Annotated in this window: 15 protein-coding genes; 4 read left to right on the top strand and 11 right to left on the bottom strand. The window is 61.4% G+C overall.

Going from position 1 to position 15,947, the window contains the following annotated elements; translation table 11 throughout:
• Positions 1–52: 52 nt before the first annotated feature.
• The 4 genes from BLR69_RS00345 to BLR69_RS00330 form a co-directional block, all read right to left on the bottom strand.
• Positions 53–1,921, bottom strand: coding sequence for an MFS transporter (locus BLR69_RS00345; RefSeq protein WP_071496179.1), 1,869 nt, complete (start codon positions 1,919–1,921; stop codon positions 53–55).
• A 57-nt stretch (positions 1,922–1,978) separates the two neighbouring features.
• Entirely contained in the window at positions 1,979–3,127 is a 1,149-nt protein-coding gene (locus BLR69_RS00340) for a TDT family transporter (RefSeq protein WP_071496180.1), read from the bottom strand.
• Positions 3,128–3,234: 107 nt separating this feature from the next.
• Positions 3,235–3,546 (bottom strand): cupin domain-containing protein, encoded by a 312-nt coding sequence (locus tag BLR69_RS00335; RefSeq protein WP_071496181.1) that lies wholly within the window; start codon positions 3,544–3,546, stop codon positions 3,235–3,237.
• A gap of 44 nt (positions 3,547–3,590) precedes the next feature.
• Positions 3,591–4,784 (bottom strand): MFS transporter, encoded by a 1,194-nt coding sequence (locus BLR69_RS00330; protein ID WP_071496182.1) that lies wholly within the window; start codon positions 4,782–4,784, stop codon positions 3,591–3,593.
• A 91-nt stretch (positions 4,785–4,875) separates the two neighbouring features.
• Between BLR69_RS00330 and BLR69_RS00325 the strand changes: the two genes are divergently transcribed.
• Positions 4,876–5,415 carry a TetR/AcrR family transcriptional regulator gene (locus tag BLR69_RS00325; RefSeq protein WP_071496183.1) on the top strand — a complete coding sequence of 180 codons (540 nt, stop codon included), beginning with the start codon at positions 4,876–4,878 and terminating at the stop codon, positions 5,413–5,415.
• 162 nt (positions 5,416–5,577) lie between these two features.
• Here BLR69_RS00325 and BLR69_RS00320 read toward each other — a convergent pair whose 3' ends face one another.
• The 4 genes from BLR69_RS00320 to BLR69_RS00305 form a co-directional block, all read right to left on the bottom strand.
• A complete protein-coding gene (locus BLR69_RS00320) occupies positions 5,578–6,357 on the bottom strand; it encodes an ABC transporter permease (protein WP_025858807.1) in 780 nt (259 codons plus the stop codon).
• Positions 6,354–7,286 (bottom strand): ABC transporter ATP-binding protein, encoded by a 933-nt coding sequence (locus BLR69_RS00315; RefSeq protein ID WP_071496184.1) that lies wholly within the window; start codon positions 7,284–7,286, stop codon positions 6,354–6,356. The genes BLR69_RS00320 and BLR69_RS00315 overlap by 4 nt, the downstream gene beginning before the upstream one ends.
• Positions 7,287–7,420: 134 nt before the next feature.
• Positions 7,421–8,038 carry a glutathione S-transferase family protein gene (locus BLR69_RS00310; protein ID WP_071496322.1) on the bottom strand — a complete coding sequence of 206 codons (618 nt, stop codon included), beginning with the start codon at positions 8,036–8,038 and terminating at the stop codon, positions 7,421–7,423.
• A gap of 57 nt (positions 8,039–8,095) precedes the next feature.
• The gene (locus BLR69_RS00305) at positions 8,096–8,755 is read right to left on the bottom strand and encodes a transglutaminase-like domain-containing protein (protein ID WP_071496185.1); all 660 of its coding nucleotides are present in this window, start codon (positions 8,753–8,755) and stop codon (positions 8,096–8,098) included.
• A 158-nt stretch (positions 8,756–8,913) separates the two neighbouring features.
• Between BLR69_RS00305 and BLR69_RS00300 the strand changes: the two genes are divergently transcribed.
• Both BLR69_RS00300 and BLR69_RS00295 read left to right on the top strand, forming a co-directional pair.
• On the top strand, positions 8,914–11,361 hold the full coding sequence (locus tag BLR69_RS00300; protein WP_071496186.1) for an acyl-CoA dehydrogenase: 2,448 nt from the start codon (positions 8,914–8,916) through the stop codon (positions 11,359–11,361).
• A gap of 75 nt (positions 11,362–11,436) precedes the next feature.
• Positions 11,437–11,844: a PA2817 family protein gene (locus BLR69_RS00295; protein WP_025858812.1), complete on the top strand. Its 408-nt coding sequence runs from the start codon at positions 11,437–11,439 to the stop codon at positions 11,842–11,844.
• On the opposite strand, the gene BLR69_RS00290 is transcribed toward BLR69_RS00295, so the two are convergent.
• Positions 11,845–12,789, bottom strand: coding sequence for a LysR family transcriptional regulator (locus BLR69_RS00290; protein ID WP_071496323.1), 945 nt, complete (start codon positions 12,787–12,789; stop codon positions 11,845–11,847).
• 89 nt (positions 12,790–12,878) lie between these two features.
• Here BLR69_RS00290 and BLR69_RS00285 point away from each other — a divergent pair, with 89 nt between their 5' ends.
• On the top strand, positions 12,879–13,505 hold the full coding sequence (locus tag BLR69_RS00285; RefSeq protein ID WP_071496187.1) for an alanyl-tRNA editing protein: 627 nt from the start codon (positions 12,879–12,881) through the stop codon (positions 13,503–13,505).
• 238 nt (positions 13,506–13,743) lie between these two features.
• Here the strand turns inward: BLR69_RS00285 and BLR69_RS00280 are convergent, their stop codons facing one another.
• Together BLR69_RS00280 and BLR69_RS00275 are read right to left on the bottom strand one after the other, a co-directional pair.
• On the bottom strand, positions 13,744–15,318 hold the full coding sequence (locus BLR69_RS00280; protein WP_071496188.1) for an alkaline phosphatase D family protein: 1,575 nt from the start codon (positions 15,316–15,318) through the stop codon (positions 13,744–13,746).
• Positions 15,315–15,869, bottom strand: a complete 555-nt coding sequence (locus tag BLR69_RS00275) for a GNAT family N-acetyltransferase (protein ID WP_071496189.1) — start codon at positions 15,867–15,869, stop codon at positions 15,315–15,317. The genes BLR69_RS00280 and BLR69_RS00275 overlap by 4 nt, the downstream gene beginning before the upstream one ends.
• Positions 15,870–15,947: the final 78 nt, after the last annotated feature.

The raw sequence follows: 15,947 nt of genomic DNA, 5'->3' as shown, positions 1-15,947 counted from the left end.
AAATGTGGGAGGGGGCTTGCCCCCGATAGGGCCGGTACAGCCAAAACCAAAACTACCTGACATTCCCTCGCAACCCGCCTACCACCTCTTGCAACCTCGCAGGCGTCGGCTCCTCCACCGGCCCCCCCGCCACCAACACCACCCGCGACCAGATGCGATGGAAGAAGCCCTTTTTCGGATCGCGGCTGAAGAAACTCCCCCACAACCCCTGCAACGCCATCGGAATCACCGGCACCGCCGTCTCTTCCAGAATACGCGTCACGCCACCGCGGAATTCGTTCATCTCGCCATCGGCGGTCAACTTGCCTTCGGGGAAGATGCACACCAATTCCCCTTCCTTCAGGTACTGCGCAATGCGTGTGAAGGCTTTTTCGTAGATCTGGATATCTTCGTGACGCCCCGCAATCGGAATCGCCCCGGCGGTACGGAAGATAAAGTTGAGCACCGGCAAGCGGTAGATCTTGTAGTACGTGACAAAGCGAATCGGCCGACGCACCGCGCCGCCGATCAACAGCGCGTCGACAAACGACACATGGTTGCACACCAGCAACGCCGCGCCTTCATCCGGAATCGCCTCCAGGTTGCGGTGCTCCACACGGTACATGGAATGGCTGAGCAGCCAGATCATGAAACGCATGGTGAACTCGGGGACGATCTTGAAGATGTAGGCGTTGACCGCGACATTGAGCAACGACACCACCAGGAACAGCTCGGGAATCGACAGCTTGGCCACGCTCAGCAGCAGGATCGACACGATCGCCGAGACCACCATGAACAGCGCATTGAGAATGTTGTTGGCCGCGATGACGCGCGCGCGTTCGTTCTCGGCGGTGCGCGACTGGATCAACGCATACAGCGGCACGATATAGAAGCCGCCGAAAACGCCCAGGCCAAGGATATCGAACAGCACCCACCAGGCCTGGCCGTAGCTGAGCACGGCGAGCCAGTCGTTGGCCTGCACGTTCTGTGGGAAGCCGCCGGAGTGCCACCACAGCAACAGGCCGAACACGGTCAGGCCGAATGAGCCGAACGGCACCAGGCCGATTTCCACCTTGCGCCCGGACAGCTTTTCGCAAAGCATCGAGCCCAGTGCGATGCCGACAGAGAACACCGTCAGGATCAGCGTCACCACGGTCTCGTCGCCGTACAACCATTCCTTGGCGTAGGCCGGGATCTGCGTGAGGTAGATCGCACCGACAAACCAGAACCACGAGTTACCGACAATGGAACGCGACACGGCCGGCGTCTGCCCCAGGCCCAGGCGCAGGGTGGCCCAGGATTCGCTGAAGATGTTCCAGTTCAGGCGCAGCCCCGGGGTCGACGCCGCCGCCCGCGGAATACTGCGACTGGCCAGGTAACCCAACACCGCCACGCCGACAATCGCCACGGCCACCACCGGCGCGTAATGGGTGGACGACATCATGATCCCGGCGCCAATGGTGCCGGCCAGGATCGCCAGGAACGTGCCCATTTCCACCAGGCCGTTGCCGCCCACCAGCTCATCTTCATGCAGAGCCTGGGGCATGATCGAATACTTCACCGGGCCGAACAACGCCGAGTGGGTGCCCATGGCAAACAGCGCCAGCAGCATCAATTCCAGATGGTTGGTCAGGAAGCCGGTGGCACCCACGGCCATGATCACGATCTCGCCGATCTTGATCGCGCGGATCAACGCGTCCTTGTTGAATTTCTCGCCAAACTGCCCGGCCAGCGCCGAGAACAGAAAGAATGGCAGGATAAACAGCAAGGCACAGAGGTTGACCCAGATCGAGCGGTCGCCCTCGATAGTGAGCTTGTAGAGAATGGCGAGGATCAGCGATTGCTTGAAGATGTTGTCGTTGAACGCGCCCAGCAACTGGGTGATGAAAAACGGCAGGAAACGCCGTGTGCGCAGCAAGGTGAATTGCGAGGGGTGGCTCATCGTCCGTGTTCCTGCGTGGCCTAATAGTTATCAGGCCACGACTTTACCTAACTCCGCTTACTTATTCCCTAGTCCCGCAATGCATGGCGAAACAAAAAGCTCACCTTTATAGGCGCCCTGCACCGTGCGCCTGGCAACGATCAGCCACATCAGCGCCAACGCCACCACCAGCACACTGCCGAATACGCTGAAGAAACCCAGGTGCAACAGGCTCGCCAACTTCAACGTGGCCAGCGCATACACCCCCAACGGAAAGGTGAAGCCCCACCAGCCCAGGTTGAACGGGATGCCTGCGCGCAAGTAGCGCAAGGTGATCAACACGGCGATCAGCATCCACCACAGGCCGAAGCCCCACAGCGTGATACCGGCCACCAGCCCCAGGCCGTTGGCCATGTCACCCACGCCCGGCAAGCCATTGGCCGCGAAGATCGCCGGCGCATCGCCGCCCAGCAGCAACATGCCCAATGCACCGGTGCCGATAGGCCCCAGGGCCAGCCAGCTCGACGCGGCCATATTGGCGTGGGGCAGTTTGTGCAACGCCATGCGCAGCATCAGGATGGTCAAGATGCTGAACGCCACCGGCAGGGAAAACGCCCACAGCACGTAGCTGGTCACCAGCATCACCAGTTGCGAATGCGCGTCTGCCAGGTGCGGCGCCAGCAGGCCACCGCTGGCGGCGGCGACTTCGGCGGCGACCACGGGCAACAGCCACACGGCGGTCATCTGGTCGATGCTGTGTTCCTGGCGGGTAAACATCATGAACGGGATGAGCACGCCGCAGGCCAGGGCCATGGCCACGTCCAGCCACCACAAGGCCTCGGCCAGCGGTATCACATCGCTGCCCCAACGCGGCAACCCGAACAGCAGCAAGCCATTGAGAATCGTCGCAAGGCCCATGGGGATGGTGCCGAAGAACATCGACACGGTGGAGTGCCCGAAAATCCGCCGCGCCTCGTGGAAGAACATCACCCAACGGGCCGCATACAGCACGCTGAACAACACAAACAGGCCGATGGTAAAAAACCACAGCGCTTCGGCGATGGCGTGCAAACCTGGCAGGTTGACCGGCAGTTGCGCCAGGGCCAGCGCCAGCACGCCGGTGCCCATGGTCGCGGCGAACCAGTTGGGGGTGAACTGGCGAATCACTTCCCGTGGACGGGCCAGGTGACTGAAGGGTTTGTAGCTGAGGGTATTCGAGCAGGGCATGATGACGCTCCTCTTTCTCGTATGAGGTTGAGGCCATCATAGAACCTGATCGAATATCGATATAACGGGTAATATCTCTAACAGTTATCTGTTTTGCCGATATAGCGTCAAACGCTGCCTTCGCATTCGATCACCAGAATGCGCGCCGGGCCTTGGGGATGGGCCACATGCTCGGTGCCGACACTGGCGTAGAAGATGTCGCCGACTTCCAGCTCCGCCACCTGTTCGAAACCATTGTCGCGGTAGTGCATCTGCACACGACCATCCAGCACCACAAACACTTCTTCACCGTCATTGATGTGCCAGCGGTAAGGCTGGTCGGTCCAGTGCAGGCGCGTGGTGATGCCCTTCATGTTGGCAATATCCAGCGCCTCCCAGGCGCGACTGCCGGTGAAGTCCTTGCTGCGGATGATCTTCATGCTTGAATCTCGATCAGGCGAATTCGGGCATCGATTATTACCCATCAGCCGCCGGTCGTCGCCCTCACCCGCGCCGAATCCTGCAGCAGCAACGCAACCAGCGCACCGAGGGCCAGCAGGATAAGGACCGCACCGTAGCCGTCGGTGGTGGCGATCAGGCCAAAGCTGCGAATCAGGTTGCCCGCCAACAACGAAGGCAAGCAGAACGCCAGGTAGCTCAGCACATAGAACGCCGACATCAGCCCAGCGCGCTCATGGGGCAAGGCCAGTGGCACCACACTGCGCAAGGCGCCGAGAAAGCCCGCACCAAAGCCGCTGCCGGCGATCAGGGTGGCGATGAAGAACAGTGGCAGGCTGGCGCTGTGCACGGCGGTGAGGATCAGCGTCACGCCGATGGCAAGCAAGCCGGCGCCCAGACGCAGCACCTTGTCGGCCGGACGATTGCGCAGGGTAAAGATCATCAGCGCGCCGCTCAGGGTCAGCACGGCCACCAGGCCGCCACCGATCAGGTTGGAGGTGGAGCCGGTGGCTGCGCGCACCAGCGAGGGTGCCAGGGATAAATAGAACCCGCCCATTGCCCAGACGGCGATATCCACCGGCAACGACAGCCACAACGCCCGGCGCGCCTGGGGCGGTACGTGCAACGTCGGGCGCAGCGACGCCAGTGCACCGGGGATGCGGCTCACTGTCTCCGGCAAACGCCATACGTAGAGGGCCTGCAACAGCATCAAGGCCAGCAGCGCCCAGTAGATCAATTGGGTCGGCAATGGCGCGAATTCCACCAGCAGACTGCTGCCCATCGCCCCGCAGGCCATGCCCAAAAGCGGCGCCACGCTGTTGACCAGCGGGCCCTGCTGGCGGTCGGTGTCGAGCAATGCCGCGCCCAGCACGGCGGTGGCCATGCCGGTGGCAAAGCCTTGCAGGGTACGGGCGGCAATCAACCAGGCCACGCTGCCTTCATTGATAAACAGCAACATCGCCAACATATTCAGGAGCAGCGCAGTAAAAATCACCGGCTTGCGCCCCAGGTGGTCCGACAATGAGCCGACGGTCAGCAGCGCCGCCAGCAGGCTCAGGGCGTAGACCCCGAAGATCAGCGTGAGCATGCCTGCCGAAAAATGCAGGCCCTCCTGATACAGGTGGTACAACGGCGTCGGCGCACTCGAAGCGGCCAGGAAGGTCAGCAAGGTGATCGCGAGGAACACCAGGCTGGAACGATGAGAAACAGGACTGGACATACGCACGCTCCGCTAAAGCTAATATTTTGCTTTTGCCGAGTGTGCTACCGACCAGCGCTTAAAGCAAATTCTTTGTGTTAAGGTCACCAGCATGGCGATTAAAGAAGGCCTTCGCCCGGGGGGCCGCAGTGCCCGGGTCCAAGAATCAGTGCACAACGCAGTGCGCGAACTGCTGGAAACCCATGAGCGCTCCAGCGTCACCGTGCCGATGATTGCTGCGCGTGCGGGTGTCACGCCCTCCACCATTTACCGGCGCTGGGGCGACCTCTCCGTGCTGCTCGCGGATGTGGCCCTGGCACGCATGCGCCCTGACAGCGAGCCGGCCAATACCGGCAGCTTGCGCGGCGATTTGCAGGCCTGGGCCGAGCAATACCTGGATGAAATGAGTTCTGAACCGGGGCGCAACATGATGCGCGACCTGCAGTGCATGATCACGCCGGGGTATTGCGTGAGCATTCTGAGCGGGCAGTTTCAGGCGATTGTCGAGCGCTATCCCGACAGCAACCCGCCGAGCGTGGACCACTTGATCAACCTTATCGCAGCGCCGACAGTGTTTCGCATTCTGTTCTCGACCACGCCGCTGACGGTTGAAGAGCTGCACGGGCTGATCGAGCTGGCACTCAATTCCTGACGTTACGCCAATACAAATGTGGGAGGGGCGGTGCGACGACTCGACTTGCCCCCCGATAGCAGTGGATCAGTCAGTGCATGAATGACTGACAGAACGCTATCGGGGGCAAGTCGAGTCGTCGCACCGCCCCTCCCACATTTTTGCCCGCGTACACCCGTTGAGTCAGGTACGCATCCCACGCCCGCTCACCAGCAACCGCGCACAACCGATATACAGCACCACGGTGGCAATCAGCATGAACGTGATCGCCACGCTGATCTTGATATCCGACACACCCAAAATGCCGTAGCGGAAAGCGTTGACCATGTGCAGCACCGGGTTGGCCAGGGACACGGTCTGCCAGAACGGCGGTAGCAAGGTGATGGAGTAGAACACCCCGCCCAGGTAGGTCAGGGGCGTGAGCACGAAGGTCGGGATGATCGAGATATCATCGAAGTTGCGTGCAAACACCGCGTTGATAAAGCCCAGCAGCGAAAAGATCGTCGCCGTCAGTACCACCACCAGGATGGTGACCCCAAGGTGATGCACCTGCAGGTGGGTGAAGAACAGCGACAGCAGGGTCACGATCACGCCGACCATCAGGCCGCGCAGCACACCGCCCAGGGTGTAGCCGATCAGGATGGTATGGGGCGACACCGGCGACACCATCAGTTCCTCGATGGAACGCTGGAACTTGCTGCCGAAGAAACTCGAGACCACGTTGCCGTAGGAGTTGGTGATCACCGACATCATGATCAGGCCCGGGACGATGTACTCCATGTAGGTGAAGCCACCCATGTCGCCGATCTGCCGGCCGATCAGGTTACCGAAGATCACGAAGTACAGGACCATGGTGATCGCCGGCGGCAGCAGGGTCTGCGGCCAGATCCGGGTAAAGCGCTTCACTTCGCGGTAGACGATGGTTTGCAGCGCGACGAGGTTGGGTTGCAGTTCGGAACTCATACCGCCACCTTCGACAGATTTTTCTCAACCAGGGACACGAACAGCTCCTCAAGGCGATTGGTTTTATTGCGAAGGCTCAGCACTTCAATGTTCTGACTCGCCAACTGGGTGAACAGCGCGGTGATGCCCATGGCCTTGTCCACCTGGACTTCCAGGGTATGGCTGTCCACCAGGCGGCTCGGGTAGCCGAGCAACTGCGGCGCCACCGACAGGTTGTTCTTCAAGTCCAGCAGGAAGGTTTCCACATGCAACTGGCCCAGCAGGTTACGCATGCTGGTGTTCTCGACGATGGTGCCGTGGTCGATGATGCCAATGTTGCGGCACAGCTGCTCAGCCTCTTCCAGGTAGTGGGTGGTGAGGATGATGGTGATGCCTTTCTCGTTCAGCTCGGTAAGGAAGGTCCACATCGAGCGGCGCAACTCGATGTCCACGCCAGCGGTAGGCTCATCGAGAATCAACAGGCGCGGTTCGTGCACCAGTGCGCGGGCGATCATCAGGCGACGCTTCATGCCACCGGAGAGTGAACGCGAAGGCACATCGCGCTTGTCCCACAGGCCCAGCTGGGTCAGGTACTGCTCGGCGCGTTCCTTGGCGATTTTCGCCGGGATGCCGTAGTAGCCGGCCTGGGTCACCACGATGTCGAAGGTCTTTTCGAACTGGTTGAAGTTGAATTCCTGGGGCACCACGCCGATGGAACGCTTGAGCGCCGCCGGGGATTTGTCCAAGTCGTGGCCGAAGATATTCACCGAGCCGCTGGTCTTGTTGACCAGGGTGGAGAGGATACCGATGGTGGTGGATTTGCCGGCACCGTTGGGGCCGAGCAAGGCGAAGAAGTCACCTTCGGCAACGTCCAGATCGATACCACTCAGGGCCTGGAAACCGTTGCCGTAGGTTTTGGTTAGCTGCCGGATGGACAGAGCGGAACTCATATCGGAATACGCACCAAAGAAGGGAATAGAAAGAGTAGATGAGGGCGCAGCCCAGGTAGTTCAACGGCGGCGCATGACAAGCATGGTGCTTGCCCGCGCCGCACAAGTACAGTCACCCGTATTAATAGTGGGTATTAAGTCAACGCGGTCATGACCGCTTTGCGGTAGGCCGGGCGCTGCTGCAGGCGCTTATACCAGGCCTCCAGATGGGGCATTGCAGGCCGTTCGATGGGCATTTCAAACCAGGCGTAGATAAAGCTGCCCAAGGGGATATCGCCCATGCCGATCTCGCTGCCCGACAGATACGGCTGGGTGGCCAGGGCTTCATCAACGGTTTTGAGCACATCGATACACGCCTGGCGACCGGCGTGGATGTTGTCCCAGTTCTGTTTTTCCGCCGGGGTGCGCAACACGCCCCAGAACACGATTTTGAACGGTTCGGCGAAGGTGGAGGTGGTCCAGTCCATCCACTTTTCTGCGTTGGCGCGGGCCTTCAGGTCGCTCGGGTACCAGCTGGAGGCCTGCCTGGCGCAGAGGTAGCGCACGATGGTGTTGGACTCCCACAGCACAAAGTCGCCGTCTTCGATCATCGGCACCCGACCGTTGGGGTTCAGCGCCCGATACTGCGGCGTGTCGACCACACCAAAAGCCCCGCCCGCATCAATTGCTTCATAGTCCAGGCCGAGCTCTTCGGCGCACCACAGTGCCTTCCTGACGTTTGATGAATTTTTACGACCCCAGATTTTCAGCATGACCGCGCCTTTATTGTTGATGAACATGGCTTGATGAAGGCAGCAGCATACGCCGGTTCATGCGCGGCTTAAATCGCTCTGCATATCGCCCAGCAGGGGCGGCATGTCCTCGGCAAACAGGTGGGGGTAACACTGCTGGATATGCGCGAAGAAAAACGCCTCGGGCACGTCGGGAAATTGCCCATGGTCGACCACATACTCCATTGAGCGCAGGCCCTGGCGGTTGAACGCATGGAAGACGCTGTCGTGAATGCCATCGAAGTCCAGCGGCGGCACATCGAAGAGATCGCACAGTTGCCGGTTGAACGCGGGCGTGGCCTTGACCCAGCGATCATTCAGGTAAAGCTCGGTGTAACCGTGCATGGCGAACACATCGCTCTTGAGCAAGGCGATCAGGCGCGGCGTCGACAAATGATTGCGTACATCCGCCAGGCCGATGCGCGCCGGGATGCCGCAGTGCCGGACGCAGGCTGCGAGCAAGGTGGCCTTGGGCACGCAATAGCTTTCGCCGGTGCTCAACGCGAAGCTGGCACTCAAGGTGTCGGGATCACGGCTGAAGGTGTAGGGGTTGTAGCGAATCGCCTCACGCACGGCGTAGTAAAGGCTGACTGCCTGGTCACTTGGAGCCGCGTGGGTTCCGCGGTGTTTTTCGGCGAACTCCACCACCGCAGGGTGGTCACTATCGATGAAGCGGCTGGGACTCAGGTACGTATCCATGAGCTTTATCTCCGAAGGAAGCCTGGAGTTTAACGACAGGTCTGCCACGGCGATAACGACGAATCGGCCAAATCTCGTTACACCCTGATCACCCCGCTTGTTCGGATGCCGACTAAGCTCCCTGGTGGTTTCGCCCCTGGTTTCACGGAGGATTGAATATGCTGTTGTTGTGGATACTGGTGCTGGTGGTCGGCATTGCCTACCTCGCACACCGCCGCGTCGCCCCCCTGCCCGCCCTGGGCGTGGTCGCCGTCTACCTGCTGGCGATGGGTGCCTGGAGCCACGCACCGGGTTGGCTGCTGCTGATCTTCTGGGTGTTGATCGCCGTGGTGGCCGCGCCCCTGCTGTTGCCCGACCTGCGCCGCCAATACTTCACCAAGCCACTGTTCAACTGGTTCCAGAAAGTCCTGCCGCCCATGTCCGAAACCGAGCGCGATGCCATTGACGCCGGCACCGTGTGGTGGGACGGCGAGCTGTTCAGCGGTCGCCCCGACTGGGACAAGTTGCTGGCCTACCCCAAGGCCCAACTGACCGAAGAAGAACAGGCCTTTATCGACGGCCCCACCGAAGAACTGTGCGCCATGGTCAGCGACTGGGAAATCGGCCAGGCCATGGACCTGCCGCCCTCCGCCTGGGAGCACATCAAGACCCACGGTTTCTTCGCCCTGATCATTCCCAAGGAATATGGCGGCAAGGGCTTCTCTGCCTATGCCCATTCCCAGGTCGCGATGAAGCTCGCCACCCGCAGCGGCGACCTGGCCTCCACCGTGATGGTGCCCAACTCCCTCGGCCCGGCCGAGCTGCTGCTGCACTACGGCACCGAAGAACAACGCAACCATTACTTGCCGCGCCTGGCGCGTGGCGATGATATCCCCTGCTTCGCATTGACTGGCCCGCTGGCCGGCTCCGATGCTGGCGCCATGCCCGACATCGGCGTGATCTGCAAAGGTGAATGGGAAGGCAAGGAAACCCTCGGCCTGCGCCTGAACTGGGAAAAGCGCTACATCACCCTCGGCCCGGTCGCGACCCTGCTCGGGCTGGCCTTCAAGGCCCATGACCCGGACCACCTGCTGGGTGAAGAAGAAGACCTGGGCATCAGCCTGGCGCTGATCCCCACTGACACCCCCGGAGTGGAAATCGGCCGCCGCCACCTGCCCCTGGGCGCCGCGTTCATGAACGGTCCGAACTCCGGCAAGGACGTGTTCATTCCTCTGGAATTCCTGATCGGCGGCCAGGAGATGCTCGGCAAGGGCTGGATGATGCTGATGAACTGCCTCTCCGTGGGCCGTTCGATTTCCCTGCCGGCGGTCGGCACCGGCGCGGCCAAGTTCACCAGCCTGGTGACCGGCCAGTACGCCCAGGTGCGCGAACAATTCAACGTGCCGCTGTCGGCCTTCGAGGGGATCCAGGAAGCCCTGGCCCGAATCGGCGGCAACGCCTGGCTGATGGACAGCGCTCGCATGCTTACCGCGAATGCCGTGGACCTGGGGGAAAAACCCTCGGTACTGTCGGCGATCCTCAAGTACCACCTCACCGAGCGCGGTCGCGAGTGCATCAGCCACGCCATGGACGTGCACGGCGGCAAGGGCATCATCATGGGCCCGAACAACTACCTGGGGCGCAACTGGCAAGGCGCGCCGATCTTCATCACCGTGGAAGGCGCGAATATCCTGTCGCGCAACCTGATGATCTTCGGCCAGGGCGCGATCCGCTGCCATCCGTTTGTGCTCAAGGAAATGGCCCTGGCCGGTCGCGAAGACCATGACCAGGCGTTGAAGGAATTCGACGGCCTGCTGATGCAACACATCGGTTTTGCCGTGAGCAACGCCGCCAGCACCCTGGTGCTGAACCTCGGTGTCGGGCATTTCGAGAAGGCACCGGGCAATCGTTTGAGCCAGGGTTACTTCCGCGCACTCAACCGCCAGGCGGCCGCGTTCGCACTGCTGGCCGACCTGAGCATGATGCTGCTGGGTGGCGAGTTGAAGCGTCGTGAACGCCTGTCGGCACGCCTGGGTGATGTACTGAGCCATATGTACCTGGCATCGGCCGCACTCAAGCGTTACCACGACCTGGATTCGCCGGACCACCTGCAACCGCTGTTCGCCTGGGCCATGGAAGAAAGCCTGGGTGAATCGGAACGCGCACTGGATGAGCTGCTGAGCAACTTCCCGAACAAGGTGCTGGGTTGCCTGCTGCGGGTGATCGTGTTCCCGTTCGGGCGTCGCCATACCGGACCGTCCGATGCGCTGGATGCTGAAGTGGCAGCGGTGATCGGCCGTGCCAAAGGCGACCCGACCCTGGAAGAATTGCTGGCCGGCTGCTACCGCCCGCAATCGGCGGAAGACCCGGTGGGCGCCCTGCAACACGCCTACGACCTGCTCGGTGCCAGCCATCCGCTGCAGAAGAAACTGCACACCGCGCTCAAGAGCGGCCAGGTCAAACCTGCTGCCGGCGAGCATGTCATTGATGCGGCACTGCACGCCGGCGTGCTGCAACCGGCTGAAGCGCAGGCCCTGCGTGACGCCGAAGCGGCGCGGCGCAAGGTGATTGACGTGGACGACTTCAGCAAGGAAGAGCTGACCCAGGCTGAAGGCAAAGTCCGCTGAGTCGAGCGGTCATATAAAAACGGGCGCGAGAGGCATATACTCTCGCGCCCGTTTTTGCTTTAGAGGACTTATCTCGTGTCCAACGTCGTTGCCGATCATCTCGTCTTGCTCGACCACTTGCGCAGCATCCTGGTTGCCGTCGGCGAAGCCGAACAGGTGCCCGAGGAAAGCCATACGCTGTTCCTGGAGCGTTTCGACGAGTTGCGCGCCCTGCTGCCCATCGACCCGATCGAAAGCCAGTACCTGGGCCAGGACCTGATGAGCCAGGTCATCCTGCGCTACCCGCAGATCGCCCACCTGGTGCCACGCGACCTGCTGTGGTTCTTCGGCGGTGACTGCCTGCACTTCATGCCCGATGAAGAACTGGACCTGTACCAGGCCCTGGAAGAGCGCCGTTTCGAAGCCGAACAGAATGACGAACCGTTCGACTGGAACCAGGAAAAACAGCTGCTGGCCATGCCCGACGACCAGAGCAAGCACTGATCAGCGATCCGGAATGGGCCGTCGCAATGTCGGCTCCTTCGCCATGCACGCCACCAGATAATCAATAAACACCCGCAACTTCGGCGGCAGATAGCGCGTGGGCGAATGCAGCAACCACGCCTCGCCATGGTAGGACGCGATAAAGTCCCACGCCGGCAACACCTGCACCAAACGCCCCTCCTCCAGCGCATGGCGCGCCGTAAAGTACGGCAGGCTGCCAATCCCCACATGCTGCAACACCGCATCCAGCCGTACCCCGGTGTGGTTCGCCGCATACCGTCCGCGCACCGCCACCGTCACCGCCTTGCCCGCCTGGCGAAATTTCCAGCGCGAGTCCCCTGGCGTTTCCCCCAGGTAGATACAACTGTGTTCCAACAGATCATGGGGATGGCCCGGCGTACCCTGCTCCGCCAGGTACTGCGGGGTCGCGCACAACAAATGCTCGATAGGCAATAATTGCCGGCCGACCAACCCCGGCGGCGGGCTGTCGGTGATGCGAATGCTCAGGTCGACATTGTCATCAATCAGGTCCACCTGCCGATCCTCCAGGATCAACTGCACATCGACCTTTGGATAACGCCGCAGGAACTCCGGCATATGCGGGTGCACCACAAACCGCCCCACCGCCTTGGGTACACTGACCCGCACCAGCCCTTCGGCTTCATGGGTGAACTGTCCGCTGATCTCCATTACCGAACGTGCCGCGTTGACCATCTCCTGGCAACGCTTGAACACCTCTTCACCGCCCTCGCTCAGGCGTAACTTGCGTGTAGTGCGTTGCAACAAACGCGTGGCCAGGGCCTTTTCCAGGCGCGAGATGCTGCGGCTCACCGAGGACGGTGAAGCGCCCAGTTGCCGGGCGGCTTCGGAGAAGCTGCCGGTTTCCACCACTTTGACGAAAATCGCCATCTCGCCCAGCAGCGGCAACGGTAGATTGATGCTCATGGTGCACAGGTCCATTGATAATTGAGCGGATTATCACTCATCCACGCACTATTTATACTGCCCGCAGAACCCTGATGCGGATGTAGATCATGACCGAACGCCTGTTTTTCACCCACGACCACCTGACTGCCGAACTGGAGGTGCTGAGTTGCACGCTCCACGAAGACCAGTTCGCGGTGATCCTGCAGTCGACGATTTTTCATCCACAGGGCGGCGGGCAACCCTTCGATACCGGCTGGCTCGGCGAGAGCACTGTGCTGCGCGTTATCCAAGAGGCCGATCGCGTGGTGCACTACGTCGACCGCCCGCTGGAGCCAGGTCCCGTCACCGCACGGGTCGATGAACAGCGCCGTGCGTTACACACCCGGCTGCATTCCGCCGGGCACTTGATCGGTAACGTGGGCGAGAGCCTGGGTTGGATGCCGATCAAGGCCCATCACTGGCCAGGCGAAGGCAAGATCACCTTTATCCGTGGTGAAACGGCGCAGAGCATGGAGGCCGAGACTCTCCAACAACAGGTCAACCAATGGATCGCCGCGGACTACCCGCGCCATATGAACCTGGAAGACGGCACCCGCCAGGTCGGCTTTGGCGAATTGCCTGCGTATGCCTGTGGCGGCACTCATGTGCAAAACCTGGGTGAACTGGGCCAGGTGACCATCCTGGCGTTGTCGGAGAAAAAGGGCGCGTTGTCGGTGCGCTACGAAATCGCTTGAACCAGCCGCATTTACCTTGTGGCGAGCGGGCCTGTTGTGGCGAGCGGGCTTGCCCCGCGTTGGGCTGCGAAGCGGCCCTGATCGGAACACCGCGTTATGTCAGATAAACCTCACGGCAGGTTTTGGGGCTGCTACGCAGCCCAACGCGGGGCAAGCCCGCTCGCCACAACAAGCCCGCTCACCACAATAAGTCCACTGGCCACAACAGCTCATTCGCCACAAAAAGTGCGTCTATCCCTTACACCGCAATCGCCCCCGCCCGCCCCGCCTCCAGCACAAACGACCTCAGCGTCGACACCCTGGCCGCCGGATCACGCGGGTCGGTAATCACGCGCAAGTGCGTGAGCATCCTGCCTTCATCCACCTCCACCGACACATACCCACGCTGACGACTGTCAAAGAATTTCACATGGGGGTTAAGCGGCAGGATCTTGCTGAACGCCTCAAACGGCGGCCCGTCGGACGTCACCGAGGTACCGACGAACTCCGTGGCCACCACGGGCGAATCCGGGTTGTTGCCATCGGCATGCAAGTCCGTCACCCAGAACGAATGGATATCACCGCCCCAGAACACCGGATTGTTGACCCGGTTGCGCTCGAGGGAAGCCAGCATCCGTGAACGATTGGCCATGTAGCCATCCCAACCATCGGTCCAGCGCCCCGGCTTGTGGTTGGTCAGGTCGCGTTGAGTCAACGGCGCCACCAGCAAGTCCTGGGCGATGATGTTCCACTGCGCCCTCGACTGGGCAAAGCCCTGGTCCAGCCAGGCTTCTTGTTGCCACCCGAGCAGGGTGCGGCCGGGGTCGCGCAAGTCATGACAGAGGTTATCGGCGATATGCCCCTGGTGGCTGCCATTGGCCAGAATGCACGGTTGCTCGGAGCGGTACTGTCGGCCGTCCAGCACATGGAAACGCGCCAATCGGCCGTAGTCCATGCGTCGATAAATGCGCATGTCCGGCCCTTTCGGCAAGCTACTGGCACGCAGCGGCATGTGCTCATAAAAGGCCTGGTAGGCCGCCGCCCGTTGCTGCAGAAACTGCCCCACCGGGATCTTCGGGTCTTGGGACCAGCGGTTGGCATAGTCATTCTGTACTTCGTGATCGTCCCAGGTCGCCACGCTCGGTGCGGCAGCGTGCAGGGCCTGTAGATCCGGATCGGTTTTGTACAAGGCATAGCGGTTGCGGTAGTCGCTCAGGCTCACCGCGTTGCCGCTGCCATGGGGGCGAATGATCTTGCCCGAGTCCGCTGCGTAGGAACTGTCGTAGATGTAGTCCCCGAGAAAAAACACCAGGTCGGGTTGCTCCTGCGCCAGGTGGCGATACGCACTGAAATAGCCACGCTCCCAATGGGAGCACGAGACAAACCCCAAGCGTGCCGACACCGTGGCATGCACCGCCGGAGCCGTGCGTGACTGCCCCACCGGGCTTTGCGCGCCGAGCCCTTCGAACTGATACCAGTACGGCCTGCCCGGCTCCAGCCCCGCGACCTCCACATGCACCGAATGCCCCCAGCGCTCGCTGGCCATGACCTCGCCCTGGCGCACCACGCGGGTCATCGCCGCATCGCGGGCGACTCGCCAACGCACCGGCACCGGGCGGCTCAAGCCACCCCGGCCATCGGCGGCATTGAACAGCGGGGCCAGGCGCGTCCAGATCACAAACCCGTCGGGTAGTGGATCGCCTGAGGCCACGCCCAAGGTGAACGGGTAGTCCACCCCGGCACTGCGCGCGAACGGGCTGAGGATCGAAAAAGTGGTGGCAACGGCGAGCCCGGCGAGGACCCGGCGCCGGCCGTGATCAACGTCACCCCTCACAGCCGAAACTCCCAGTCCGCACGCAGGGTGGCGAACACCAGCATGTCTTCATGCACCCCATTCTTGAGAAACGCCCCGCGCATGCAACCTTCGTACTGCAGGCCGATTTTCTCCATGACCCGCGCCGACTCCTTGTTGCGACTGAAACACTGGCTGCCCACACGGTGCAAGCCAAGTTCGCCAAAGCCGTAGTCCATCAGCCCGGTCGCCGCCTCGGTCGCATACCCCAGGTTACGTGCATCCGCCGCCGTCCAGCCACCAAGGTGCCCATAGTGATGAAGCGCATTGATGCGCAAGCTGGCGATACCGATCAATTCGCCGGTGTCACGCAGATGCACGCCCAGGCTCAACAGGTTGGCCGAACGAAATTTCTCCTGCATGCCATCGATGAAATCCAACGCCGTTTGCAAGGTGTAGGGCGACGGAATACTCGCCGTGTTATCGGCAATCTTCGGCCCGTTGGCGAGGCTGCACAACGTCTCGGCCTGGTGCTTTTCCAATGCGCGCATTAACAGTCGCGGCGTGGTTATTTGTGGCAGGTCACGGCTCATTACCAGGGGCCCTCGATGTAAAGTTTTTGAGAATGCCCCCGCTGCATGTCAGTTCTGTTACGTCACAAAAATGTCTTG

Origin of the sequence: Pseudomonas azotoformans (assembly GCF_900103345.1) — a bacterium.
GTDB lineage: Bacteria > Pseudomonadota > Gammaproteobacteria > Pseudomonadales > Pseudomonadaceae > Aquipseudomonas > Aquipseudomonas azotoformans.
Note: the sequence above shows the minus strand (reverse complement) of the source record. Positions and strands in the feature narration are given on the sequence as shown.